A 25,937-nucleotide genomic window follows, 5' to 3' on the forward strand; every position below is an offset into this window, starting at 1 on the left:
TGGAGGTTTCGTTTATGAAAGTTGTTAAAGTTAAGGAAGCAGGTTCAATAGAAGTTACAGAAAAAGAGAAGCCGGTACTCAATCACCCAAATGATGTTCTAGTAAAGGTGAAGCTCGTTGGCATCTGTGGCTCTGACATGCACATTTATCAAGGCACCAATCCTTTAGCCACATACCCAAGAATAATAGGGCATGAAGTTACAGGAGAAGTAGTTGAAATCGGTTCGGAGGTTACGTCGCTTAACGTTCAAGATAAAGTAGTCTTGGAACCGATCGATACTTGCGGTCAATGTTATGCATGTCGTAATGGCAGACAAAACGTTTGTAATCAGTTGGAAGTGTATGGTGTTCATCGTGAAGGAGGAATGCAGGAGTATATCGTCGTTCCAGAGAAAAACCTTCATAAAGTACAAAAGAATATTCCTTTTGAAGAAGCTGTTTTAGTAGAACCATTAACAATTGGAGCACAGGCAAATTGGCGCGGCCAAGTCCAGGAAGGAGATACTGTCTTTATCCAAGGGGCTGGTCCTATCGGGATTTGCTGTTTAAAAATCGCAAAAGTGAAAGGCGCTACCTGCTTTATCTCAGATTTAAGTGAAGAGCGCTTGGAGTTTGCAAAACAGTGTGGAGCCGATGAAGTAATTAACGCCGGTAAGCAAGATGTAGAGAAAGTAATTATGGATTTAACTGCTGGCGAAGGTGCGAATGTAGTCATTGACGCTGTATGCCGTCCACAAACATTTGCATTAAGTGTAAACGTTGCATCCAATGCAGGTCGGGTAGTTGTCCTAGGGTTTGATAAAAAGCCTTCACAAATACCGCAGCTTCCGATTACTAAAAAAGAAGTGACTATTGTCGGATCACGTCTGCAATCAAATCAATTCCCAAAGGTTGTTACCCTAATGAATGATGGGAAATTAAACGTGAATAATATGGTGACCCATCACTTTGAGATTGATCAAATAAAAGAGGCAATGAATTTCATTGAAGAACACCCTAATGAAGTAAGAAAAGCGGTTATTGCATTTTAAACATTTATGAGGCTGGGACAAAAGTATTTTCACTAATAAGAAATCGAACAAACTATATGTAGGTGCAATCTACCCGCTTTGGAAATATACTTCGCTTTCCGCGGGCGGCTGGTGAGCCTCCTCGTGCTAACGCACTGTGGGGTCTCACTCTGCCTCTGCTCCCGCAGGACACTGATCAAGTACATTCTTTGTTTTTTCTTCTAGTATTTCTGTAGTATCGAAGATTTTACCTGGGTTTAAAATATTATTTGGATCCAATACGTTTTTTATACTTTTCATCACATCCAAGGCCACTCCATGTTGAAGAGACTGATACTTTTTTTTTCCTAAACCAACCCCGTGCTCACCGGTACAAGTCCCGCTACATAACAAAGCGAACTTAACAATAGCCTCATTAAATTGATTTGCTTTTTCCATATCAAAAGAAGGCTTAGTATCAATTAAAATTCCAGCATGTAGGTTACCGTCACCAATGTGACCGATGATATCACCTTGTAATCCAGATTCTTCTTTACATTTTCTAGTGAATTCCACTACTTCAGCTAGTTTAGATAAGGGAACACAAACATCCGTATTCATAACTTGCTTTCCTGGATTTTGGTGAATGAGGGCATATAAAGAGTTATGCCTTGCTTCCCATAATCGATTCCTACCTGATGAGTTTGTTTCAAAATGTAACTGGTAGCATCCATTTTGATTAAACAATTTTTTAGTTAATTCCACGTCTGCAATAACAGATCCTTTACTCCCATGGAACTCTATAAATAGGGAAGTATCCTCGATGTAATTGGTATTACCTACATGATTTAAGTATTTAAGCGTTTTCCCTTCAACAAATTCAAGCCTAGCAATGGGGACACCCACAGTGAGTAGAGACTGAGCTGCATGGATAGCCTCATTTGTAGTTGGAAAGACTGCTCGAGCAGCGGTAATCACTTCTGGGATTCCATATACTTGAAGAGTTAACTCTGTGAAGATACCTAAAGTTCCTTCTGATCCAACAAATAATTCTGTTAAATTGTAGCCAGATGATGACTTTTTGGCATTCCCACCCGTTCGAATCACTCGACCATCTGCCAATACAACCTCTAAATCTCTAACATTATCCTTCATCATGCCGTATCTAACTGTAGTAGTACCACTAGCATTTGTTGATGCCATTCCACCTAAGGTTGCGTCTGCACCTGGGTCAACGGAGAAAAATAAACCATATTTTCCAAGTTCCTTGTTTAATTGCACCCTAGTAACACCTGGTTGGACCTGTACTAAGAAATCTTCAGGGTTTATTTCTAGTATCTTGTTCATTTTCTTGAGATCAAGAGATATGCCTCCATTTACAGGGATTGCAGAACCTTCAAGACCTGAACCAATACCAAAGGGTGTTACAGCTATGTTATTTATATTTGCAAATTTTATAATTTCAATAATATCTTCTTTCTCTTCAGGAAAGATAACAACATCGGTAAATCTTGCTGGATGGAAGGAGTCGTCTCTACTATGATTTAATAGGATTGTTTCATTCGTACTAACACGATCAGAAGGAATAATTTCTTTTAATTTATTTGCAAGATTCATCGTTTCCTCCTCGCTACTACCATACTAAGTGTGGTAATGTATACAGTTATTTTTACAAGTAGAAAATGCAGGTTACGCTGGATAAATGACCGATTCGGAGTTTCGTGGCAACTAAAACTTCCTTAGTATGTGCCTGTCACCGTCCGTATTTTAATAGATTTTGTCGATATAATTGAAGAGTCTCCAAAGGTGTATATGCCAATCATAAGAGGATACGATTCCTTACATTGTAATGGGGAACGAAGGAGCTAACCTTCTCCGGCATTCTGCTAACTGTGTTTTCTCTTGAAATGAAACCTGCTTAGTCATCAAGTAAGGCAATGTTTCGGCCACCTATGTAGAAGGATGAATTAAGCTATTCATATTATAAATATTGCTCCAATGTTAATCCCCTATTTATGATAAAATAATTGTTATAGAATTCTGAAAGAGGGGATATCATGCTTTCCATTAGGCAACAGAAGATGCTTGGTGATCTTGTTGAGAAGAATGATTACATCAAAATGGATGATTTCAAGCAAAAGTATGGTATTTCTGTTAGAACAGTACGGTATGATTTATTAATAATAGAAGAGTGGTTGAAGGAAAAAAACATCTGTCTTGAAAGAAATCGAAAACGTGGTGTATTCGTTCCGATAGATGAGAAAGACCGGAGCTTTATTTTAGGTCTATTAAAGGAGAAACCTCCCTTCATTGAGGCAAAAGAGCGGGTGAAGTTGATAACAAAACAGCTCTTAGAGATGGAAAAAGTATCTTCCGAACAGCTAATGGAAGATTATAAGATTAGTAGGAATACTTTTCTTAATGATATTCAAGGTGCACGTACTTGGCTAGAAAACTATCGGCTTACCTTAGTAAGGGAGCAAGGCTTTGTTTTAATTAAAGGGAAGGAAAAGGAATTGAGAAAAGCGTACTTGGACCTTTTGCGTGAAGAATTAACGGAGGAAAAAATCATTCAAATCCTCTTTAACAATAGAACTGAAGAGCTAACGGGAGTATCTTGGAGTGACTGGTTCAAACTAGAGGATATACACGAACTATATGAAGTGGTACGACAGTTGGAGAAACAATTATGTATTGAATTCTCCGATTCCAGTTTTACCGCCCTCATCCTCCATCTCTTAATGGCAGTGGAACGTCTTAGGGCAGGAAATCTTATCAAAATGGAGGATAGCCTTTTAATAGAATTACAAGAAAAAAGCGAGTTCGAGATAATCAATTCCATTGTAACTTCCTATTTTAATGATATTTTTAATATACATCCTCCCCTCGGAGAAATTGGCTATATTACTCAGCACGTCCTTGGGGCACAACGGGAACAGTCCGGTTCCAATGAGGACAAGTTGTATGTCCAGTATGCGAAGCAAATCGTTTTTGAAGTGGAAAAACGATTAGAGAATTCCCTGTCTAACCGAAGTAAAATTATTGAAGGATTGGCCATTCATTTGAAACCAGCCTTTTACAGGGCGAAATATCAAATACAATATGAAAATCCATTGCTCGATCAAATGGAAACGATGTACGGTCCAATTATGGAATTAATTAAAGAAGTTACCCATTCCATTTTTGAGCCGAGTATTAGCTTTGATAAACATGAAATAAGCTATATCACCTTACATGTATGTAGTGGCTTAGCACAAAAACAGCTTCCTCATAAAAGGAAAGTTGCCATAGTGTGTAGCTCCGGATTAGGAACTTCCTCCATTTTGGAAAGAAAATTGACCATGAGTTATCCACAAATAACGATTGTGAAGAAAATGTCCTACAAAGAACTAAGGACTCAAGGGAGCTTATCCGATGTGGAGCTAGTATTGTCTACTATGGATATCCCCTTTTCAACCGGTGTACCGGTTATCCATGTTTCCCCCTTATTACAAGGGGAGGATCAGCAAAGGCTCATTCCCTACATTGGGGAATCGAGGGCTGCAGAGCAGGAAGAGGGAAGGGTCCTACAAGTCGTTAAGGATATAACTAACATTGTGAACAAATTTTCTACCGTGCACGAGAAGCAAAGGTTAACATCTGAATTGTTCTCCTACTTAATCGGAGTTTCACCTACGGATAAAAAAGGTACCTTAACCGAATTTCTGTTACCAGGTGCAATCAAATTAGCCTATGAAACTAATAATTGGAAAGAGGCGGTTGAATTAGGCAATGCTCTGTTGATGGCTGGTGGCTTTACCAATGAGCAATATGGGGAGCGGCTCGTTGAGATGTCAAAGGAGGCCAATCATCACTTCATTATTACAGAAGGGGTAGCCTTTCCCCATGCAGGACATGAAACGGGAGTATTTCAGACGGGATTTAGTATGGTTACCTTAAAGGAGCCCATTCCTTTTGGAGGAAGAAAAGATCCAGTGTGGATGATAATCACGATGGCAGCGGTAGATAAACATCAGCACATACCTGCTTTGGAAACAATTTTGGATGTTCTCAATGATGAAGAATTTATATTAAAGCTCCGTACTAGCAAGGATTCGCATCAAATCTGGAGAAGTTTAAGGGAGAGGGAGGAGAAGGCCAAGTGAAACAAATTATCATCGTATGTTCTAGTGGGCTAGGGACTAGTTTAATGTTGAAACTTAACCTTGAACGACTGCTAAAAGAGTGGAACATTTCTGCGAGCGTTGTCAATATGGACAAAACGTCTGTTACGGCTGAAAGTCCTGACCTTATAATTGGTGCAAAGCAAATTGTAGAATCTATTAATCTACAAAGGGAAGTGGAGATTATCGCCCTTGAGAATATCGTCAATCCCGAGTATTTACGTAAATGTCTTGAAGCAAGTAAAACCATTCAAGACTGTTTACTGAGAAATTGAGAGGCCCTGTTCTATGAATCTAACACAACTTTTAAATAAAGGTATTATTGGTGAGCCAGCATTTTTACTGGGGATGATTGCCCTTTTCGGTCTTCTTCTGCAGAAATCCCCTGTAGAGAAGCTCATTAACGGAACGATGAAAACCATGTTAGGATATATTCTTATTCAGATCGGTGGTATGGCGGCTGGAACGTCCCTTTCTAATTTATCGGCGATGATTCAACAGGGCTTTCAAATCATCGGTATCATTCCTCATAATGAAACGGTTGTTGCCTTAGCGCAGATAAATTATGGTCATGAAATTGCTTGGATCATGCTCATAGGTATGATCATTCATTTATGTATTGCCAGGTTTACTCCGATGAAATTTGTTTTTTTATCGGGGCACCATATTTTATACATGGCTTCTATGATGGCAAGCTTACTTGTTGTTACTAGCTTTGCTAGTTGGGAAGTTTATGTCATCGGCGGATTATGTCTAGCTGTTGCCATGTCCGTTGGTCCTGCTATTGCGCAACCCTATGTGAAAAAAGTGGTTGGCGGGAATCAAGTTGCCGTGGGACATTTTAATAGTGTTGGATACGTGATTGCAGGTTTTATCGCTCAGTTAACAAAGTCTAAAAAGGTAGAAAATGATTCTACTAGATTCAAACGACTACAACCATTTTTTCAAGATCATATGGTGGTTGTAGCTGTCTTTATGTTTCTATTATTTCTCATCTCTAGTATTTTTGTTTCTCCAGAAGGAATGAATGAACTGTTCTCTGGACGGCACTTTATCGTCGTTTCCTTCATCCAAGCGATTTGGTTTACAGCGGGAGTTTATATTATTTTAGCAGGAGTACGTATGCTAATTTCGGAGATTATCCCTGCTTTTCAGGGGATTGCGGAAAAGGTTGTGCCAAAATCTATTCCTGCATTGGACTGTCCAATTCTTTTTCCTTATGCCCCTATTGCAGCGATTATGGGGTTTTTACTTAGCTTCTTAGGTGGCTTGGCCGCTATGTCTATTTTCCTGATTTATCAATATACAACGATTATTCCAGGTGTCATTCCCCATTTTTTCTCCGGGGGTGCTGCTGGGGTTATTGCCTATACCGTCGGGGGGAGGCGTGGGCTTGTCATTGCTACCTTTATCCATGGGATGATCATTACTATGCTCCCCATGGCCCTTGTCCCTCTATTAACGGGGCTTGGATACATTCGTGCTACCTTTGCCGATTCGGACTTTTCCATTATTGGTGTATTAATCCACTATTTGGTAAGGTTTTTTACCTCTATATAACTATACTCGAAATAGAGCCATTCGATGGCTCTATTTTTTTGCCGTTTGAAGTGGCAAAGAGTTGGACTGTTTTTGTGTAAACGGATACATTATTGTGAATATATACTTTAAATAAGGGGGATACATCATTGAAAAAAACACGTTTGGTACTCATTTACGTTTTATTGGCTGCATTCCTTGTAGCGTGTGGCTCGTCAGGAACTGGTAGTTCATCTGGCAAAGTTACTGTTTATGTTGGCTTCCAAGAAGACCACGCCGTTGCGGCAATGGAACAGTTCACGGAGGATACTGGCATTGAAGTAGATATGATTCGTATGTCAGCGGGAGAGATTCTAGCAAAGGTCCGTGCAGAGAAGGATAACCCACAAGCAGACATTTGGTATGGTGGTCCAGCTGACACATTTGTTCAAGCGGTAGAAGAGGGATTACTTCAATCCTACCATTCACCAGAGGCCGAAAAAATTGATCCTCGTTTTAAGGATGAAGATGGCTACTGGACAGGAATTTACGTAGGGGCATTAGGATTTGCTTCTAATAAGGATTTCTTAGATCAACACGGTTTAGAGGCACCTACTAAATGGGAAGATCTGTTACACCCAGCCTTTGAAAATGAGATTGTCATGGCTCATCCAGGTTCCTCTGGTACAGCCTATACTATCCTTTACACAGTACTTAAAGTATTCGGTGGAGAGGATGCAGGATTTGATTACTTACACAAACTACACCCACAAGTACAACAATATACAACAAGTGGTTCCGCACCTGGCCGTATGGTAGGTATGGGTGAAGCGGCAGTAGGTTTATTATTCGCACACGATATTATCAAATATCAAGAAGAAGGATTTGATAGTTTAATATTAACAATTCCAGAAGACGGAACTGGTTATGAAACGGGGGCAGTTGCAATTATTGATGGAGCTCCTCAATCAGAACTAGCTCAAAAGTTTATTGATTGGTCATTAGGTACAAGTGCACAAGAAGTTGGTCAAAGAACAGGAAGCTACCAAAACTTAACCAACCCAGATGCAAAAGAACCAGAAAAGGCTGTTAGGTTAGAAGATATTAACACAATCGAATACGACCCAGCTGAAGCGGGTAGTCAACGTTCGCGATTAATCGATAAGTGGGACAATGAAGTAAATAATTAATAATATTTGAGCTGCTGGGTACCCCCACAGCTCAAAATCATATTAAAGTGTTTATTCAAAGGGGGATATTGCCTCCCTTTTGAATAAGCACTAATGGGAAGGAGTCATCATATGGGGCGTGTTAAGCCAATTCAAGAATTAAAACGGTTAGCTAGAGAACCGTTATTATTAACTTGTATTATTTTAGTTATGGCATCATTATTCGTTTTCATCGTTTATCCTCTTTTCCAAATTGGGAGGACAAGTTTCTTCTCCGTCGACGGTAGTTTTTCTGTCGCAGCCTATAAGAGGATTTTATCCGGGGGAAATCTATTAACGGCATTGACCAATTCCTTAGTGTTAGCCTTTATCGTTTCTATTTTATCCACGATCATCGCCTATATTTTTGCCTATACGATAGCTTATATTAATGTACCATTAAAAAAATTATTTAATGGGATAGCTATTTTGCCAGTTATCTCTCCACCGTTTGTTATCGCATTATCCGCGATTTTGCTGTTCGGACGCCAAGGGTTTATTTCTAATCATTTATTAGGGCTACAAAATGCAAATATATATGGTTTGAACGGCTTGATATTGGTACAAACGTTAACATACTTTCCCATTGCCTTCCTTGTTTTAGCCGGACTATTACGTTCTATCAGTCCAGCATTGGAGGAAGCAAGTGAAAATTTAGGGGCTAGTAAGCTGAAAACATTTATAAGTGTTACTTTGCCATTATCCACACCGGGAATCGCTAATGCATATTTGTTAGTATTTATTCAGTCATTAGCTGATTTTGGTAACCCTATGACGATTGGTGGAAACTATACCACTGTAGCTAGGGAGATTTATTTACAAGCAGTGGGAAGCTATGACATGCAGGCAGGTGCTTCATTAGCGATGTTGTTGTTAACGATCACGATGGTGGTTTACGCCATTCAGAAGTTCTGGGTCGGGAAGCGTAGCTATGTTACGGTCACAGGGAAACCTACCAGTGGTCGAAAACTAATCGATTCTGGTTGGTTAAAGCATATGATGTTCGGGATCTGCTTCTCCTTGTCCGTTACAGTCATTCTTTTTTATATTCTTGTACCGATTGGTTCATTTATCCAGTTATGGGGAATCAATAACAGCTTTACGCTAGATCATTACAAGTATGTGTTCAATCTCGGTCAAAAAGCGATTGTCGACACCTTTACTTTATCTTTGATTGCTACTCCAATTGCGGGGCTACTAGGGATGATTATTGCCTTCCTAATTGTCCGCAAAAACTTTATTGGGAAAAAAACAATGGAATTAGTAAGTATGTTATCCATTGCCATTCCTGGAACAGTGTTGGGGATTGCTTATATTTTGTCCTTTAATAAAGCGCCATTGGCTCTTACGGGAACGGCCGTCATAATTATAGCAGCCTTTGTGGTAAGGGCTGTTCCAGTAGGGATACGATCGGGTATCGCATCGCTACAGCAAATAGATCCGTCCATTGAAGAGGCATCTACGAATCTAGGAGCGAACCAATCGCAGACTTTCTTTGGAATCGTTCTTCCTTTGATCAAGCCGGCCTTTTTCAGTGGCCTTGTATATAGTTTTGTAAAAAGTATGACGGCCATGAGCGCAGTAATTTTCTTGATTTCCGCTAGATATAATTTGATTACTGCTTCGATTTTATCGCAGGTAGAATCGGGAAGAATTGGTGTTGCGAGCGCCTACTGTACGATTCTGATCATCATTATGATTATTTCACTATTAATCTTAAATGGAATGCTCCGATTATTCGGCGGAGAGTATGATAAGAAAACGAAAAAGACTACGAACAATCCTGCGGGGCAAAAACCGCTAAGCATGTAGGGGGGACCTAGAATGACAACGAAATCGGTAACACTAAAAAATGTAACGAAAACCTTTCATGATGATAATAATAACCTAGTTCATGCCGTATCTGACGTGAACTTGACCATTGAGCAGGGGGAGTTTGCTACTTTATTAGGCCCTTCTGGATGTGGAAAAACGACGACTTTACGAATGGTTGCAGGATTTGAAGAAGTAACTCAAGGGGACATTTATTTTGGAAGTGAGAATGTCAATAAAATCTCACCAAATAAAAGGGATTGTACTATGGTGTTCCAATCCTATGCATTGTTTCCACATCTGTCTGTTTTTGATAATGTTGCTTATGGTTTGAAGATTAAAAAACTACCAAAGGATGTAATTGAGGAAAAAGTAGATAAGATTTTTAGTATAATGAATTTAACGGATCATAAAACAAGGATGCCTAGCCAGTTATCCGGTGGGCAACAACAACGTGTAGCCTTAGCAAGGGCCCTTGTGATGGAGCCTGGAGTATTATTATTTGATGAGCCGTTATCGAATTTAGATGCTAAGCTCCGATTATTAATGCGCGATGAGATTCGTAGATTACAGAAGAGATTGGGAATTACAGCTATCTATGTAACCCACGATCAAAGTGAAGCCATGAGTATGAGCGATAAGGTTATCGTCATGAACAATGGAAAAATTGAGCAAGTAGGTTCTCCGCAAGAAATCTATCAACGTCCAACTTCTAGATTTGTTGCAGACTTCATTGGTACTGCCAATTTCATACAAGGGAAGGTACTTGGGCGAAAAGAGAATGAGTTGGAGATTCAAACTGCCGATACAATTCTGAGAGCAGCTGCTTACGGGGACTTCTTTGAAGGTCAATCAGTACTTATCGTTGTTCGTCCTGAGGCTGTTCGTTTAAAGGACGAAGGGGAAGGTTCCTTGAAGGGGAAAGTAACGAAGAGTGTCTTCATGGGCCAAACCCAGGAGTACGAAGTAGATTATAATGGAGTTCCACTGCAAGTGACTGTCCATAATCCAATGGGAGAAAAGATTTACGAAGTGGATGAAACGGTATCGCTGCATTTTCCAAAGGAGTCATTGCATATTATTAAAGGTTAAGTGAAGTTTTATTTAGATATTGCAAAAATCAATAAGTGGAGTTTTATATAGGTAGATAAGGTGAATCGAGCGAGTTTTAGTGGAACTGCGAATTTGAAGGTACGAAGGAATGAAGGGGGAAAAAAGTCGGTGAAGAAAAGGGTACTTGGGCTTTTTGCCCTCTTTTTTGCATTGTTACTAGTCAGTTGTGGGCGAGAAGACAAGGGTGAATTAACCGTTTATGTCGGGTTATACGAGGATCATGCTATTAGGGCTATTGAGACCTTTGAAAAGGAAACGGGGATAAAAGTATCCCATGTCCGAATGTCTAATGGGGAGATTCTCGCAAGGATTCGAGCCGAGCAAAATGCACCGAAGGCAAGTGTTTGGTATGGTGGTCCAAGCGATACCTTTGTTCAGGCAAAATATGAAGGGTTGCTAAAGTCTTATACCTCTCCAAATTCGAGTTTTATTCCTGATATTTATAAAGATCCTGAAGGGTATTGGACTGGTATATATGTCGGATCCATTGCACTGGTCTCCAATCGTTCTTGGCTACAGGATGTGGGGCTGGACATTCCTAATTCATGGGAAGATTTATTAAAGCCTGAATATAAAGGGATGGTTTCCATGGCAGATCCTAGATCCTCAGGTACTGCTTACACGATTTTAGCAACCCTAGTGCAGCTGATGGGGGAGGAGGAAGCTTTTGATTACTTGGAGAAACTGAATGAAAATGTTCGAAGTTATACCACTTCTGGAAGTGTTCCTGGTAGGAGCGTTGGAATGGGGGAAACGGGTGTTGCGATTATGTTTGCACACGATGCCTTGAAGTTTTTTAAAGAGGGGTTTCGTGATCTAGTAATTACGATCCCGAAAGAGGGGACAGGATACGAAATTGGTGCTGTTGCCATGATAAGTAATGGACCTGACCTGGAAGCGGCTAAGACTTTTATTGACTGGTCATTAACAAAACAAGCCCAAGAAATTGGAAAACATACAGGGAACTTTCAACTGTTAACAAATGAAACAGCCATTTCACCGGAGGAAGCCTTTTATCTTACTGAGATTAATGTCATTGACTACGACCATAACTGGGCAGGTTTAAACCGTGCTATATTAATTGAAAGATGGGTGGAAATGGTGAAGTAGCAGGAGTAATACAATAGGTCCCTGTCTCACCTGAGTATTGCTAGATTTTGTCGATAGAAATAGAGGTTTATACCCGCAGTCTCATAAGGGTTACGGGTATTTTTCTTATGCAGTGCAATTTAGAAAGGCAATTAAATTGGTTGGGGTTCTACTATAGGGAGCTGGAATCAGCATAGCAGGAAAGTATATCATAATGCGTTTACATTTTGACGGTGTTTACGATAGAATGTTTAAAGATAATTTTTAAAATTAGGAGGGTGGTAATATGACGGAGGATTTTACGGGAATAGATGATATAGATCTTCAAATTATCTCTCATTTACAAAAGGATGGGAGGAAAACCTTTAAAGATATCGCCAATGAAATTGGGGTTGCCGAAAGGACGATACGTACTCGAGTAGCCAATTTAAGGGAAAACGGAACTTTGCAAATTGTTGGTATCGTTAATCCAATCAAGGTTGGCCTTAAATTAATGGCCATTATTCACCTGTCTGTGGAACAATATAAATTAGACACATGTGTGGAGCAGCTTCATGCATTAGATGAAGTAAGGTTTATAGCTATGACATCGGGGAAATATGAGTTGATGATAGAGGTTTGTACAAGATCCCATGAAGAATTAGGAGACTTTCTTTCCGATAAACTGCAAAAAGTAGAAGGGATTCGCGAAAGAGACGTAGTGATGGAACTAAAGATATTAAAAAATGAGTTTCGTTTCATGAAAGATAAATAAAGTAGATCTAATAACCTTCAAATAGGAGAGGGTTATTTTTTTGTGTAAAATTATTAGAATTTTCTCCCCTGTTAGAAAATTCCTCTTGTTTAAATATTCCGCTTTCAGTATAATAAGTTTAATTAATTTATGTTTTTAGTACAAAAATAACATTTTTCGTATTTTAAAAGTAAAAATGATTTGTATAATTTATGTTAAAAGGAGTGGATATCTTGAAGGAGACCCTACAAGAGCTTACGGAATTGTTTGGACCGTGTGGGTTTGAGCAAGACGTTGTTCACTATATTGTGAACAGATTAGAAGACCAGGTAGATGAATGGTGGGTGGATGGAGTAGGTAACTTAATTATGAAGAAAAGCGGTGCGCAACCAGGACCGCGATTAATCGTTTCCGCTCATATGGACGAAGTAGGTTTCATAGTAAAGAAAATCGAAGACAATGGACTGATCCGATTTGAAAAATTAGGTGGGCATGATGATCGCATTTTGTTAGCCCAGCAAGTAAAAGTGGGAACAGAAAAAGGCATTGTCAACGGTGTAATTGGAACCTTATCTGTACATATGATGAAGTTTGAAGATCCAACGAAAGTTCGCAGGCATGCTGAACTGTACATAGATGTAGGTGTCGACAGTAAAGCAGAAGCTGAGCAATTAGGAATACAAGTTGGAGATCCAATCACTTGGGCTACAGAGCAGAAGGAAATGGCTAAAGATAGGATCATAGGAAAAGGTTTTGACGACAGGGCAGGCTGTGCCGTCTTACTCAAAGCCATGGAGGAACTTGATTTTAACAAAGTAAACGGAGAAGTTTACGCAGTATTTTCTGTACAAGAAGAAGTTGGTCTTCGTGGGGCGAAGGTTGTGGTACAACAAATTGACGCAGATGTGGCACTTTCCATCGATACTACCGCCGTCAGTGATACACCAGAAGCGCCGATGGGTCAAACGATGTTTCTCGGTGCTGGACCTTGTATAAAGGTCATGGACTTTAGCTTCATTGCTAATCCATCAGTTAGAAAAAAACTGGTTGAATGTGCTAAAGAAAGTAACTTGCCTTATCAAATGGAAGTCTTCCCTGGTATTGGGACAGATTCAGGAGAGCTTCACTTAGGGAAAAAAGGAGTTCCAACAGGAGGAATTTCGATCCCATCCAGATATACTCACAGCCCAATTGAATTAATAGATTTAAAAGACTTAATGAACACGAAGGAATTGTTAAAAAGCTTTATTTTAAATATGAGAGATTCAAATGAATTCTCATTTTATAAAAAAACAATAAACAAGAGGGGAATGTAACCAAATGAAAAAAGTAAGTAAATTAATGTTTCTTTGTTTAAGTTTAGTTGTTTTCCTTATGGCTTGTTCAGGTGGAGATACATCTTCACAAGCCACAGGAGGAGATTCAGGAGAAGGAAGTGGGGAAAAGCAAAGGCTAACGGTTGCGCAAAACTCCGATGCAGTTACGTTAGACCCACATAAAACAAATGACTTGGCTTCAGCCAACCCGATGCAGCAAATCTATAATACATTAGTAGATTTAACAGCGGATATGGAGGTGTTCCTTCCCTTGCAGAGTCTTGGGAGCAGAAAGATGAACTTACTTGGGAGTTTAGCCTTCGTGATGATGTAGTTTTCCATAATGGTGAAGTCTTTACAGCTTCAGACGTAAAGTTCACCTTTGACCGCCTATTAGATCCGCAAACGTCAGCTCCAGGTGCATTTATGTTAGCATCTGTGGACGAAGTAACTATAGTGGACGAGCAGACAGTACAAATTAAGACAAAAGAACAGTTCGCACCTATTTTATATAACCTTACTCACGTAGCGACATCCATTCTTAATGAAAAAGCAGTGGAAGAAGCTGGAGATCAGTACGGAGTAAATCCTGTTGGGACAGGTCCTTTTAAGTTTGTACAGTGGAATAGAAATTCGCAAATTGTCATGGGAAAATTCGAAGAGTACTTTGAAGGTCCAGCGGAGATTGACGAAATTGTCTTCCGTGTGATTCCAGAAAGTGCAACGGCAGTAGCGGAATTAAGAACTGGTGGGGTGGATCTTGTATTAGATATACCGGCATCGCAAATCAATACATTAGAATCGGCTGATAATGTTCATGTGGATACAGTACCGGGCTTTGAAGTCAAATACTTAAGCTTTGATCACCGCCAAGAACCATTTAATAATCCACAAGTTCGTAAAGCATTGAACTACGCAATTAATAAAGAAGCCCTTGTAAGTGCCGCTTACAGAGGAACAGCAATTCCTGCAACTGGTCCATTAGCACCAGGAATAAATGGAGCGAATGATAGCTTATCAGGATATGAATACGATCCAGAAAAGGCAAAACAACTTCTTGCAGAAGCAGGATTTGCTGACGGTTTTAAAACAGATCTATATTTAAGTGATGCAGATATTGATGTACAAATCGCAACGATTATACAAGCTGATCTAGCAAAGATTGGTGTAGAAGTAGATTTACAGGTAACAGAATGGGGAGCTTTCTTAGATATAACAGGTCAAGGTGTACCGATGTTTATCTTAAGTTGGATTACAGTGACTGGAGATGCGGATAATGGTATGTATGCATTGTTCCATTCCGATAATGCCGGTGGAGCTGGTAATCGAAGCTTCTATTCCAATGAGGATGTTGACCGTTTATTAGATGCAGGACGAGCGGAAACGGACCATGAACAACGTGTTGCAAACTATCACGAAGCACAAGAAATAATCGTGGAAGATGCACCATGGGCATTTTTAGCAGTAAGTCAAAACTTAGTAGGAGTTCACGAAAGAGTCCAAGGCTTCGTTAATATGCCAACACAAAATTATAAGCTATACCCAGTATCTGTTCAGTAAATCCTCCATGTAAATGGAATTATCACCATGGACTATGAAAATTTGATTCATCTCATTGTGAGTGAGCGTAAACCTACGACACTCCTGTGGGAGAAGGGTTTAGCCGAGACCCCTCAGAGGGAAGCTCGAGGAGGCTTGGCAGATTTCCCGCGGAAAGGGAGTAGGTTGTAGCGATCGAACAACCTTGTTTGTCACGGTAGATACTTTCCTATAAGTTAAAGGAATAATTCCCCTTACCTTATAGAGTACTTAAAAAATGAAAAAAAGTATTTAGCTCCAGCGCCTATTGCAAAGGGTGCTGAAAAAGGAAAAAACGCCCTTTTTCAGTGCTATTTTAGGCGCTGTGCTTTCTTATAGTAGAGGAGGGGTTTCATGTTTCGGTTTGTGATGAAAAGATTATTGATGCTAATCCCTGTTCTCATCGGTGTTTCGCTCATTGTTTTTACATTAATGCAATTGACTCCAGGGGATCCGGCACAAATTATGCTAGGACCGCAAGCATCCCAGGAAGATATTGAAAACATGAGGGAACAAATGGGATTAAATGAACCTATTTATGTCCAATACTTCAAGTTTTTATTTGGAATTGTCACACTAGATTTTGGTAGATCCATCCAAGATGGACAAGCTGTAATTACGAAAATTTTTGAGCATCTGCCCGCCACGCTTAAATTAACGTTTGCGGCCATGGTAGTGGCCATTGCCATCGGTGTACCAGTTGGAATTATCTCTGCAACAAGACAGTATTCCTTTTTCGATCATACTTCCACGATCGGTGCCTTAGTTGGTTTTTCCATGCCGAACTACTGGCTGAGTTTGATGTTGATTATTATTTTTGCAGTTAATTTAAACTGGTTACCTGTATCGGGGTACGGGGGGATGGTTTTTTTAATCCTGCCAGCCATTGCCTTAGGTACTCAGACGGCTGCGGTCATTATGAGAATGACAAGGTCCAGTATGCTTGAGGTTTTAAGAAGCGATTATATTCGTACCGCAAGGGCTAAGGGCCTCACGGAAAGGGCAGTTATTTATGTTCATGCTCTAAAAAATGCACTCATCCCGATTATTACCGTTGTAGGACTTCAAGTGGGCGTTTTACTAGAGGGGGCCATATTAACGGAAGCGGTATTCTCTTGGCCAGGAATTGGCAGGTTTATGGTCGATGCCATCAGGGCAAAGGATTTTCCTGTTGTTCAAGGTAGTGTATTGTTTATCGCCTTTCTATTTGTAATGGTAAATCTATTAGTAGATGTGTTGTATGCGTATATCGATCCTCGCATTAAAGCGCAATACAAGTAAGGGGGGAGACCATGAGTACGAATACGCAAGTAAGTAATGAACTTCCATTACCAGCAGCGAAACCTCGTATTAAAAAAAAGAATCCGTATATCGATATATGGTACCGATTGTTAAAAAACAAACTAGCCGTGGTTTCCTTAGGAGTATTAGTTTTGTTAGTTTTAACCGCATTGCTAGCGGATGTCATTGCACCTTATCCAGCAAACGAACAAAATTTAACTAATATATTACAAGCACCAAATGCGCTGCATTGGCTAGGGACAGATGCCTATGGCCGCGATATTTTAAGCCGTATTATTTATGGGTCCAGAATATCTTTACAAGTGGGATTTGTGGCTGTAACCTTTTCCGTTACTTTAGGGGGAATTATCGGAGCGATCGCAGGTTTCTATGGCGGAAGTACAGATAATATTTTAATGAGATTCATGGATATTTTATTAGCGATTCCAGGGATTTTATTAGCCATCGCAATTGTAAACGTATTAGGACCAGGACTTGTGAATGTAATGATAGCCGTAGGGATTGCAAGCTTACCTACGTATGCACGGATCGTCAGGGCATCAGTCCTTTCCATACGGGATCAGGAATTTGTGGAAGCATCCCGAGCGATTGGAGAAAGTAACTTCTCGATTATTCGGAGAAATGTACTGCCCAATTGTTTAGCACCAATTATTGTACAGGCAACCTTAGGGGTAGCTTGGGCCATTCTGTCCGCTGCAGGATTAAGTTTTATCGGATTGGGTCTTCAACCTCCTACACCGGAATGGGGAGCAATGTTGAGTGAAGGAAGACAATATATATATGAAGCCTATTGGGTAACGACCTTCCCAGGTATCGCCATAGCTCTCGTTGTATTGGCACTAAATATTTTTGGAGATGGATTGCGAGATGCAATGGATCCACGTCTGAAACAGTAAGGAGGCAGCTGTTCATGAAAGAAGTATTAATAGAAGTAAAGGACTTAAGTGTTCAATACACTTCTGAAGGGAAAGAAATAAAAGCAGTAAACAATATAAGCTTTCAAGTGAACAAAGGAGAAACGTTAGGAATTGTCGGAGAAACTGGTGCGGGGAAGACGACAACTGCGTTAGCGATCATGCGTTTAATACAAACTCCCCCTGGCAAAATTCGAAACGGCAGTGTCCAATTTGACGGAAAAGACCTCCTTCAAGAGAAAGAATCGGTCCTTCGCAAAGTGAGAGGGAATAAAATATCGATGATTTTCCAAGATCCGATGACGTCCTTAAACCCTGTTTATACGGTGGGGGATCAAATTGCAGAGGTTATTTGGCTCCATGAAAAGGTGTCCAAAACAGAGGCTAGAAAAAAGGCCGGCAGTATTCTAGAACTAGTTGGAATACCGGCTGAAAGGGGCAGTGAATACCCCCATGAATTTTCTGGGGGTATGAAACAACGGGTGGGAATCGCCATCGCCCTAGCCTGCAATCCCCAATTACTGATTGCAGACGAACCGACGACAGCATTAGATGTAACCATCCAAGCCCAAGTATTAAGATTAATGACAAACTTAAAAGAGAAGCTAAATACGTCCATGATCCTGATCACTCACGACCTAGGAGTCGTATCGGAAGTGTGTGATAAGGTGGCGATTATGTACGCTGGTGAAATCGTGGAATACGGAACGCTTGAAGAGATCTTCCGCAATCCGAGCCACCCCTATACGCAAGGTCTATTTAATTCGATACCGAATATGAATAAAAAAGTCAGACGATTGACACCAATTGTTGGCTTAATGCCAGATCCAACGGAAATACCATCGGGATGTTCCTTTCATCCACGGTGTCCAAAAGCGATGAAAGAATGTAAATCTATGAAACCAGGAAACATTCAACTTAATGGGGAGCATAAGGTTTCCTGCCATTTATTTGATGAAACCGTAGTAAGAGGGAGGGTAGAAACAAATGAGCCAAGCACTCCTTGAGGTCAATAATTTAGTCAAACATTTTACAACAGGAACTCAAACAGTAAAGGCCGTGGATGGGATAAGTCTATCGATCAATCAAAGTGAAACGCTGGGACTCGTAGGGGAAAGCGGCTGTGGAAAGTCAACCACAGGAAGACTGACTCTCCGCTTAATTGAATCTACCTCAGGTGAGATTAATTTCGAAGGTCAGAACATCAACGACTTCAATAAAAGGAACATGAAAAAAATGCGTAAGGAGATGCAAATGATTTTTCAGGATCCTTATGCCTCCCTTGATCCAAGACAAACGATTGGGGAAACGATCATGAGACCGTTGATGGTTCATCAAATCGGTAAGAAAAAGGATCGATATAACCAAGTATTAGAGCTTATGGAGAAGGTAGGCCTGGATCCCCGCTGGGTAAACCGGTTTCCCCATGAACTGGATGGGGGCAGGCGTCAACGGGTGGGAATTGCACGGGCGTTGGCAGTAAATCCGAAATACATTGTCTGTGATGAACCAGTCTCTGCTCTCGATGTGTCCATTCAAGCTCAAGTGTTAAATTTAATGCAGGATATCCAAGAAGAATTTAATTTGACATACTTATTTATTTCTCACGATTTAAGTGTTGTGAAACACGTGAGCGACCGTATTGCCGTTATGTATTTAGGAAAAATTGTCGAGCTGGCGGAAGCAGAGGAACTTTTTCACAACACCCAGCATCCTTATACGAAGGCGCTCCTCTCTGCGGTACCAGTACCAACCTTAGAGGAAAAACCCCATAAAATTGTTTTAGAAGGGGATGTCCCGAGTCCGAAAAACCCACCTTCCGGCTGCCGCTTCCATACGAGGTGCCCGTTTGCAGAGGCACGCTGTAAAGTGGAAGAGCCTGAGTTGAGGGAAGTAGGGTCCGAGCATTTCGTTGCTTGTCATTTAGTTTAATCATTAACTTAACGAGGAGTTGTTACGATGAAACGATCAGATATAACGGAAGATAATCTTGTGGCTACCTATTCCATTGTCGCCTGTGATCCTGAAACAGGCGAATTAGGTATTGCCGTTCAGTCAAAGTTTTTGGCTGTAGGTGCAGTTGTCCCATGGGCAAAGGCAAATGTCGGGGCAATTGCCACGCAGTCATGGGCAAATACTAGCTTTGGACCAAGGGGATTACAGCTGCTAGAGGAAGGCTATGAGCCTGAAAAGGTAGTGGAAATGCTATTAGAAAATGATGAAGGTAGAGAGTTACGCCAATTTGCAGTCATGGATGCCAAGGGCCGTGTTGCTGCCTTTACAGGGAAGGAATGTTTTGACTGGGCTGGTCATCAATATGGGCAAAATTGCTCTGCCCAAGGAAATATTCTCGTAAGTGAAGCGACGGTTCAAGCGTTAGTAGAAACCTTTGAATCTGCCGAGGGGACCCTAGCGGAGCGGTTGTTAGCCGCCCTTGATACAGGGGAAAACGCAGGTGGAGATTCCCGAGGAAGACAATCTGCCGCCCTTTATGTGGTAAAGGAAAACGGCGGCTATGGAGGGTATAATGATCGACAATTTGACTTAAGGGTGGACGACCATCCAGAGCCGATTGAGGAACTAAAAAGGCTTTACGACTTACATATGCTGTATTTCTCCAAAACCGATGCCTCCGCACTGGTAGATATCGAAGGACAAATCATCGTTGAAGTCGAAGAAGCCTTGCAGAAGTTAGGTTTCCTCGAAACGACAGATAGCCCAGTAGCATTGAAGGAAGCATTAAAAACCTTCCACCTGCAAGAAAACTTCGATGATAAGTACCGAGAAGATAATAAAATAGATATTGCGGTATTGCGATTTATGAGAGGGAAAGCAGCCAAGAAGGTTAGTGTATAAAAAATACAAAAAAAATCAACCAATGAAAATTGGTTGATTTTTTTCATTGTGATAAGTAGTACTATAAGTATTTCAATAATTACATTTTCTATCTATAGGAATTATGTTTAGGTGGATAAATGGATAACATTGCAAATTAATTAACTTGTTTTCTATACACCTTTGGCCTCATTCCCGTTTTATTAATTCTGAGTGTAATAGAATTTCTTGTAATGGTCCATCTGGATTTTCCGTTCTCCAAAATAACTGTTCAACAGCCCTTGTACCATATAGTAGTAGTTCATCGATTTTCAGTTGATGAATTAAAACAATTCGTCAAAATGTTGGGTGATTATTTTTACAGATCGTCTAATGACTGACATTTGAATATTAATTATAATGTGAATATTAATATAAATATCTTAAAATAAGGGTTGCTTTAGACTATAGAAGGAGGGCGTAATATGACGACAACAAAGGAAGCGGAAAAACTAAAGAATTTTATAGGTGGAGAGTGGTTAGAATCTAGCAGTGAAAGATTTGAAAGCGTTCCTAATCCGGCCACGGGAGAAGCTCTTGCTCTCGTTCCTATTTCAAATAAAGATGATGTGGATCGGGCGGTACAGGTAGCCTCTAAAGCATTTAAGTCTTGGAAGAAAACCCCTGTACCCAAACGGGCTCGTATATTGTTTAAATATCATCAACTTTTGATGGATAACTATGAAGAACTTGCGAGTCTAATAACCAAAGAAAACGGCAAAAGCTATGAAGATGCATACGGTGAGGTGCAACGTGGAATTGAGTGTGTGGAGTTTGCAGCTGGAGCACCTAGTTTAATGATGGGATCTGTTTTACCGGATATTGCATCGGATATTGAATCGGGTATGTATCGTTATCCAGTTGGTGTAATTGGTGGCATCACTCCTTTTAACTTTCCGATGATGGTACCTTGCTGGATGTTCCCTCTTGCTATCGCTTGTGGAAATACATTTGTTATGAAGCCTTCTGAGCGGACTCCTTTATTGGCACAACGTTTAGTTGAGTTGTTTGAAGAAGCAGGATTGCCAAAAGGGGTTTTAAACATTGTTCATGGTGCTCATGATGTTGTTGATGGTTTATTAGAACACCCAAAGGTGAATGCCATTTCTTTCGTAGGTTCACAGCCGGTAGCTAAGCATGTGTATCAAAAAGCTGCAGAGCATGGAAAACGAGTACAAGCTCTAGCTGGAGCAAAGAATCATTCGATCGTTCTTGGGGATGCAGATTTAGATAAGACCGTTAAAGGTATTATTGGTGCTGCATTTGGAAGTGCAGGGCAACGTTGCATGGCTGCTTCGGTAGTTGTTGTTACGGAAGATATTGCTGATAGACTGGTAGAGCGACTAGTAGAAGCTTCTGATAACTTGAAAATAGGAAACGGACTAGATCCAGAGGTAGATTTAGGTCCAGTTATACGTGATACACATTTAGAAAAAGTACGTAATTACATTGAAATAGGTGAAAAAGAAGGGGCAAAACTGATTCGAGATGGTCGTCCAGATGGTTATAAGCAAGGAAAAGGTTATTTTCTCGGGGCAACACTCTTTGACTATGTTAACTGTGATATGACGATCTGGAAAGAAGAAATTTTCGCCCCAGTGTTAAGTATTGTTCGTGTAAAAGATTTAGATGAAGCAATTGAACTGACAAATCGCTCTGATTTTGGGAATGGAGCAGTTCTATATACTTCCGGTGGTAAGGCAGTTCGTCAGTTTAGAGAAGATATCGAGGTTGGAATGCTTGGGGTAAATGTTAATGTTCCAGCACCAATGGCATTCTTCCCGTTCTCGGGGTGGAAGAATTCCTTTTATGGGGACCTCCATGCAAATGGAAAGGATGGAGTAGAGTTTTATACTCGTAAAAAAATGATCACGTCCCGCTGGTTCTAATAACTATGTTAATTATTTGTAAAAATGAGTCAATGAGATTGATTACTGGAAAGGATTTAATAAATGTCTTCTTCTATATAACGATTACCACTATTCTATTATAATTTGATCTAAGAAAGTTTATTTGCTAAATAATAATTCCCCAAGTGATTAGTATGTTACTTGGGGAATTTTTCATTGTTATACAAGGACTACTCATCGTGAAGCGATCCATATAAATACTCGTAGCCTTTAATCGCTAACTCCAGACCTAAACGTCTATCTTGAGAAGAAAAAATATTTCCGATCACTTCTTCAATTTTACTTAATCGATGATATAAGGTTTGACGTACAATGTGGAGGGCATCCGCCGTTTCTTTCTTTTTCCCATTATTAAGAAGATAATACTTTAGCGTAAGTAGCAACTCTTTCCCTTTATCATTATCATAATTTTCCAGGTCCCCTAAATAATAACTGACAAAAGCTTCAATCTCCTTATTTTCCTCCATCATGGCAATCGTTCTATACGCATGTAATTCTTCATAAGCAGGAAGCTTTAATGGGCCAATTCTTTTTTGGATCTGAAGTACGATCTTAGCGCTTTTGTAACTGTTTGATGCTTGAGACAACTGATGAACAAGTTGACCAATACTGTATGTTCCGAAATAACGGTTTGTTCCTTTGTGTAATCTATGAAACACTTTTGCTATTTCCTCATGTACAGTAAAAAGCTTTTTATATGCAGGTGGAAACAGCAATAAAACGACATAGTTGTTTAGCTTTGTGATGACAATTTTAAAGCCTTTATCTTCAAAAAAAGAACGCGCTATCATAACATTACTAATGTAATAGGAGTTGGTGGTGTCGTCCTTAACGTCGTTAATTTCACTAATGACAGTTAAGAATTGATTCGGTATGCTGCTACCAATAGAGCTATGTAGATGTTCCCGTACTTCCTCTTCCTTGGTCGATCCCGTCAGCCATTGCTGTACCCATGCCCCTTCCTTATGGCTCTTTTGCTCTTCGTAGTACATGGATCGCATGATCTCTTGAGCGATTGCCGTTGCACCCCGATCAATAGCGAGAATTTCAAATTCGGTTAATTCAATTGATTGTCTTGGTCGAATGACTAGATGGGCGAAGGTCTGACCAAGAAAGTAAATTGGTCTCACAGCCCCTTCTGGAAATGCTTCAATGAAGATTTCTTTATCCTTTCTCCACTGATTAGCATACTTTTCCCTTATTTCATGTGATAAGGAAGGAACAAATATAGCTTCTCCTTGCTTTGGAAATAGCATCACATCTAAATTGGTAAAACGATGAAAGTCTTGCAGTAGGTTGATAAGGCCTTTTCCTGATAATAAAGAATTGTTAAGGAACTCAGATAATTTCTCTAGCTTTGAAACCATTTGGTGGTGTTCGTTAAGAAACATAGCGTGAAGCTCCTGTGTGATATCAATATAACGAACTTCCTTGTGAAATAATATGAGCGGAAAGTGATGATCTTTCGCTAATTGTACCATGGCATCTGGCAGTTTCTTGTTTTTAAAATTTAAAAGTTCTACTACTAATCCGGAAACGTCTTTTTCAATAAGCTGTTGCAAGAAAGTTAGGCAAGCTTCTTCACTCTCCTGCCACACTACTCCTGTTGATAAGATCAGCTCATTGCCATTTAATAATTGTTTTACGTTAGTCACTTCCATAATATGTACCCAAGTTACAGTTCGCTCTAATGCTTCTTTATCTCCAATCACAACAGCCTTTTCAAAAAATGGAAGCTCCACGATATCCTTTACTAAAAAACGTTGTAATACTGGTTTAGACAAAGTGACCATCTCCTAGCTAATAAATTGATGAAATGGGTGAAAGGTAATAGGAACGTTGGTAAAAGAATCTTTATTTTTATTTTACACTCTGTCTAATGAATAGAGTAGTAATTTTAGAGATAATAATGTCAAGGAAATATTTAGTAAGAAAATTTAAACCGTTTTTTATAGGGGAGTTTTTGGAAAGGAAATGATTTTTCTAAAAAAAAAGAATGAGACTACATATTTGTTCGAAAAGGGAGGAATTGTTATGGCACAGGAAATTAATCAGTACGAAGGAGTTAAACAAAAGGATGAACAGTACATCTGGCATGCAATGAAACCTTATAACCCCGGAGGAACGATAGTTGTTACGAAAGGGGAGGGAGCTTGGATTACGGATGTCGATGGAAATAAATATTTAGATGGAATGTCAGGATTATGGTGTGTGAACATCGGGTATGGGCGGACGGAATTAGCCGAAGTAGCTTACGAGCAAATAAAGGAGTTAGCTTACTATCCATTGTCACAAAGTCATATCGCTGCAGTTAAATTAGGGGAAAAGCTGAATGAAATGCTTGACGATGAGTATGTGATCTTCTTTTCTAACAGTGGTTCAGAAGCAAATGAAACGGCGTTTAAAATTGCTCGTCAATATCACAAACAAAACGGGGAACACCAGAGATATAAATTTGTTTCAAGATACCGTGCTTATCATGGAAATACGATGGGAGCCCTTGCTGCCACTGGTCAAGCACAGCGAAAGTATAAGTATGAACCGTTAGCTCCTGGCTTTGTTCATGTCGCTCCACCAGACAGCTATCGTTCAAATGATAAACAGGATGGTAAGCCGCATGAATTGGAATCGGTTCAAGCGCTGGATCGTACGATGATATGGGAATTAGGGGAAACGATTGCAGGTGTAATTATGGAACCGATCATTACTGGCGGAGGTATCCTGATGCCGCCGGATAATTATTTAAAAGGGGTAAAGGAAGTCTGTGAAAAGAACGGTGCACTTCTCATTGTAGATGAAGTAATTTGTGGTTTTGGCCGAACAGGAAAACTGTTCGGGTTTATGAATTATAACGTGAAACCAGACATTATTACGATGGCCAAAGGCTTGACAAGTGGTTACTTGCCCCTTTCCGCAACAGCGGTGCGAAGAGAAATTTACGAAGCATTTAAAGGTACGGAGGAATATGATTATTTCCGTCATGTAAACACGTTCGGAGGGACTCCTGCTGCTTGTGCATTAGCATTAAAAAACATAGAAATTATGGAAAAAGAAAATCTTACGGAACGTTCCTTCCAATTAGGCGAGCAGTTGAAATGTGAGTTAAATATGCTCCTAGAGGATCACCCGTATGTAGGCGATGTTCGAGGAAAAGGACTCCTTGTCGGCATTGAGCTTGTGAAAAATAAAGATACAAAGGAACCAATAAATGTAAATGTTGTGAATCAAGTCATTGCCAATTGTAAGAAAAATGGCTTGATTATTGGTAAAAATGGTGCAACGGTAGCGGGCTTCAATAATGTATTAACTCTAGCGCCGCCATTAAATCTTACGGATGATGATCTTACTTTTATTGTTAGAACTCTTACGGATGCTTTGTATGAAGTAGCGGGGATTGGTAAGAAGTAATAAAACTCTT

At 40.0% G+C, this 25,937-nt stretch carries 21 protein-coding genes; 19 read left to right on the top strand and 2 right to left on the bottom strand.

The window, feature by feature from the left end:
- The first annotated feature begins 14 nt into the window (after positions 1 to 14).
- Entirely contained in the window at positions 15 to 1,031 is a 1,017-nt protein-coding gene (locus J2S74_RS01450) for a zinc-binding alcohol dehydrogenase family protein (protein WP_307320903.1), read from the top strand.
- Between the two features lie 144 nt (positions 1,032 to 1,175).
- On the opposite strand, the gene J2S74_RS01455 is transcribed toward J2S74_RS01450, so the two are convergent.
- Positions 1,176 to 2,606, bottom strand: coding sequence for an FAD-binding oxidoreductase (locus J2S74_RS01455; RefSeq protein WP_307320905.1), 1,431 nt, complete (start codon positions 2,604 to 2,606; stop codon positions 1,176 to 1,178).
- A 440-nt stretch (positions 2,607 to 3,046) separates the two neighbouring features.
- Here J2S74_RS01455 and J2S74_RS01460 point away from each other — a divergent pair, with 440 nt between their 5' ends.
- From J2S74_RS01460 to J2S74_RS01540, 17 genes are all read left to right on the top strand, one after another.
- On the top strand, positions 3,047 to 5,134 hold the full coding sequence (locus J2S74_RS01460; protein ID WP_307320908.1) for a BglG family transcription antiterminator: 2,088 nt from the start codon (positions 3,047 to 3,049) through the stop codon (positions 5,132 to 5,134).
- The gene (locus tag J2S74_RS01465; RefSeq protein WP_307320911.1) at positions 5,131 to 5,427 is read left to right on the top strand and encodes a PTS sugar transporter subunit IIB; all 297 of its coding nucleotides are present in this window, start codon (positions 5,131 to 5,133) and stop codon (positions 5,425 to 5,427) included. Before J2S74_RS01460 ends, J2S74_RS01465 begins: the two co-directional genes overlap by 4 nt.
- A 13-nt stretch (positions 5,428 to 5,440) precedes the next feature.
- A complete protein-coding gene (ulaA, locus tag J2S74_RS01470) occupies positions 5,441 to 6,712 on the top strand; it encodes a PTS ascorbate transporter subunit IIC (RefSeq protein WP_307320914.1) in 1,272 nt (423 codons plus the stop codon).
- Positions 6,713 to 6,840: 128 nt separating this feature from the next.
- Positions 6,841 to 7,860 carry an ABC transporter substrate-binding protein gene (locus tag J2S74_RS01475; RefSeq protein WP_307320916.1) on the top strand — a complete coding sequence of 340 codons (1,020 nt, stop codon included), beginning with the start codon at positions 6,841 to 6,843 and terminating at the stop codon, positions 7,858 to 7,860.
- Between the two features lie 111 nt (positions 7,861 to 7,971).
- Complete coding sequence (locus J2S74_RS01480) at positions 7,972 to 9,690, top strand: ABC transporter permease (RefSeq protein ID WP_307320919.1); 1,719 nt, start codon at positions 7,972 to 7,974, stop codon at positions 9,688 to 9,690.
- A gap of 12 nt (positions 9,691 to 9,702) precedes the next feature.
- Complete coding sequence (locus tag J2S74_RS01485) at positions 9,703 to 10,782, top strand: ABC transporter ATP-binding protein (RefSeq protein ID WP_307320921.1); 1,080 nt, start codon at positions 9,703 to 9,705, stop codon at positions 10,780 to 10,782.
- A 129-nt stretch (positions 10,783 to 10,911) separates the two neighbouring features.
- Positions 10,912 to 11,913: an ABC transporter substrate-binding protein gene (locus J2S74_RS01490; RefSeq protein WP_307320923.1), complete on the top strand. Its 1,002-nt coding sequence runs from the start codon at positions 10,912 to 10,914 to the stop codon at positions 11,911 to 11,913.
- Between the two features lie 265 nt (positions 11,914 to 12,178).
- Positions 12,179 to 12,646: an Lrp/AsnC family transcriptional regulator gene (locus J2S74_RS01495; protein ID WP_307320926.1), complete on the top strand. Its 468-nt coding sequence runs from the start codon at positions 12,179 to 12,181 to the stop codon at positions 12,644 to 12,646.
- A 212-nt stretch (positions 12,647 to 12,858) separates the two neighbouring features.
- A complete protein-coding gene (locus J2S74_RS01500; RefSeq protein WP_307320928.1) occupies positions 12,859 to 13,941 on the top strand; it encodes a M42 family metallopeptidase in 1,083 nt (360 codons plus the stop codon).
- Between the two features lie 4 nt (positions 13,942 to 13,945).
- Positions 13,946 to 14,275, top strand: a complete 330-nt coding sequence (locus J2S74_RS01505) for a hypothetical protein (RefSeq protein WP_307320930.1) — start codon at positions 13,946 to 13,948, stop codon at positions 14,273 to 14,275.
- Positions 14,173 to 15,501 carry an ABC transporter substrate-binding protein gene (locus tag J2S74_RS01510; RefSeq protein WP_307321425.1) on the top strand — a complete coding sequence of 443 codons (1,329 nt, stop codon included), beginning with the start codon at positions 14,173 to 14,175 and terminating at the stop codon, positions 15,499 to 15,501. Before J2S74_RS01505 ends, J2S74_RS01510 begins: the two co-directional genes overlap by 103 nt.
- Positions 15,502 to 15,873: 372 nt before the next feature.
- Positions 15,874 to 16,800, top strand: a complete 927-nt coding sequence (nikB, locus tag J2S74_RS01515) for a nickel ABC transporter permease (protein ID WP_307320933.1) — start codon at positions 15,874 to 15,876, stop codon at positions 16,798 to 16,800.
- An 11-nt stretch (positions 16,801 to 16,811) separates the two neighbouring features.
- Complete coding sequence (locus tag J2S74_RS01520) at positions 16,812 to 17,717, top strand: ABC transporter permease (RefSeq protein ID WP_307320934.1); 906 nt, start codon at positions 16,812 to 16,814, stop codon at positions 17,715 to 17,717.
- Between the two features lie 14 nt (positions 17,718 to 17,731).
- The gene (locus J2S74_RS01525) at positions 17,732 to 18,742 is read left to right on the top strand and encodes an ABC transporter ATP-binding protein (RefSeq protein WP_307320937.1); all 1,011 of its coding nucleotides are present in this window, start codon (positions 17,732 to 17,734) and stop codon (positions 18,740 to 18,742) included.
- The gene (locus J2S74_RS01530; RefSeq protein ID WP_307320939.1) at positions 18,723 to 19,667 is read left to right on the top strand and encodes an ABC transporter ATP-binding protein; all 945 of its coding nucleotides are present in this window, start codon (positions 18,723 to 18,725) and stop codon (positions 19,665 to 19,667) included. Before J2S74_RS01525 ends, J2S74_RS01530 begins: the two co-directional genes overlap by 20 nt.
- A 27-nt stretch (positions 19,668 to 19,694) precedes the next feature.
- Positions 19,695 to 20,591 (top strand): DUF1028 domain-containing protein, encoded by an 897-nt coding sequence (locus tag J2S74_RS01535; protein ID WP_307320942.1) that lies wholly within the window; start codon positions 19,695 to 19,697, stop codon positions 20,589 to 20,591.
- Between the two features lie 443 nt (positions 20,592 to 21,034).
- The gene (locus tag J2S74_RS01540) at positions 21,035 to 22,498 is read left to right on the top strand and encodes a CoA-acylating methylmalonate-semialdehyde dehydrogenase (protein WP_307320945.1); all 1,464 of its coding nucleotides are present in this window, start codon (positions 21,035 to 21,037) and stop codon (positions 22,496 to 22,498) included.
- A 191-nt stretch (positions 22,499 to 22,689) separates the two neighbouring features.
- Here J2S74_RS01540 and J2S74_RS01545 read toward each other — a convergent pair whose 3' ends face one another.
- Positions 22,690 to 24,303: a PucR family transcriptional regulator gene (locus J2S74_RS01545; RefSeq protein WP_307320948.1), complete on the bottom strand. Its 1,614-nt coding sequence runs from the start codon at positions 24,301 to 24,303 to the stop codon at positions 22,690 to 22,692.
- 250 nt (positions 24,304 to 24,553) lie between these two features.
- Here J2S74_RS01545 and J2S74_RS01550 point away from each other — a divergent pair, with 250 nt between their 5' ends.
- Positions 24,554 to 25,927 carry an aspartate aminotransferase family protein gene (locus J2S74_RS01550; protein WP_307320950.1) on the top strand — a complete coding sequence of 458 codons (1,374 nt, stop codon included), beginning with the start codon at positions 24,554 to 24,556 and terminating at the stop codon, positions 25,925 to 25,927.
- Positions 25,928 to 25,937: the final 10 nt, after the last annotated feature.

Source organism: Evansella vedderi (assembly GCF_030813435.1).
Classification (GTDB): domain Bacteria; phylum Bacillota; class Bacilli; order Bacillales; family Salisediminibacteriaceae; genus Evansella; species Evansella vedderi.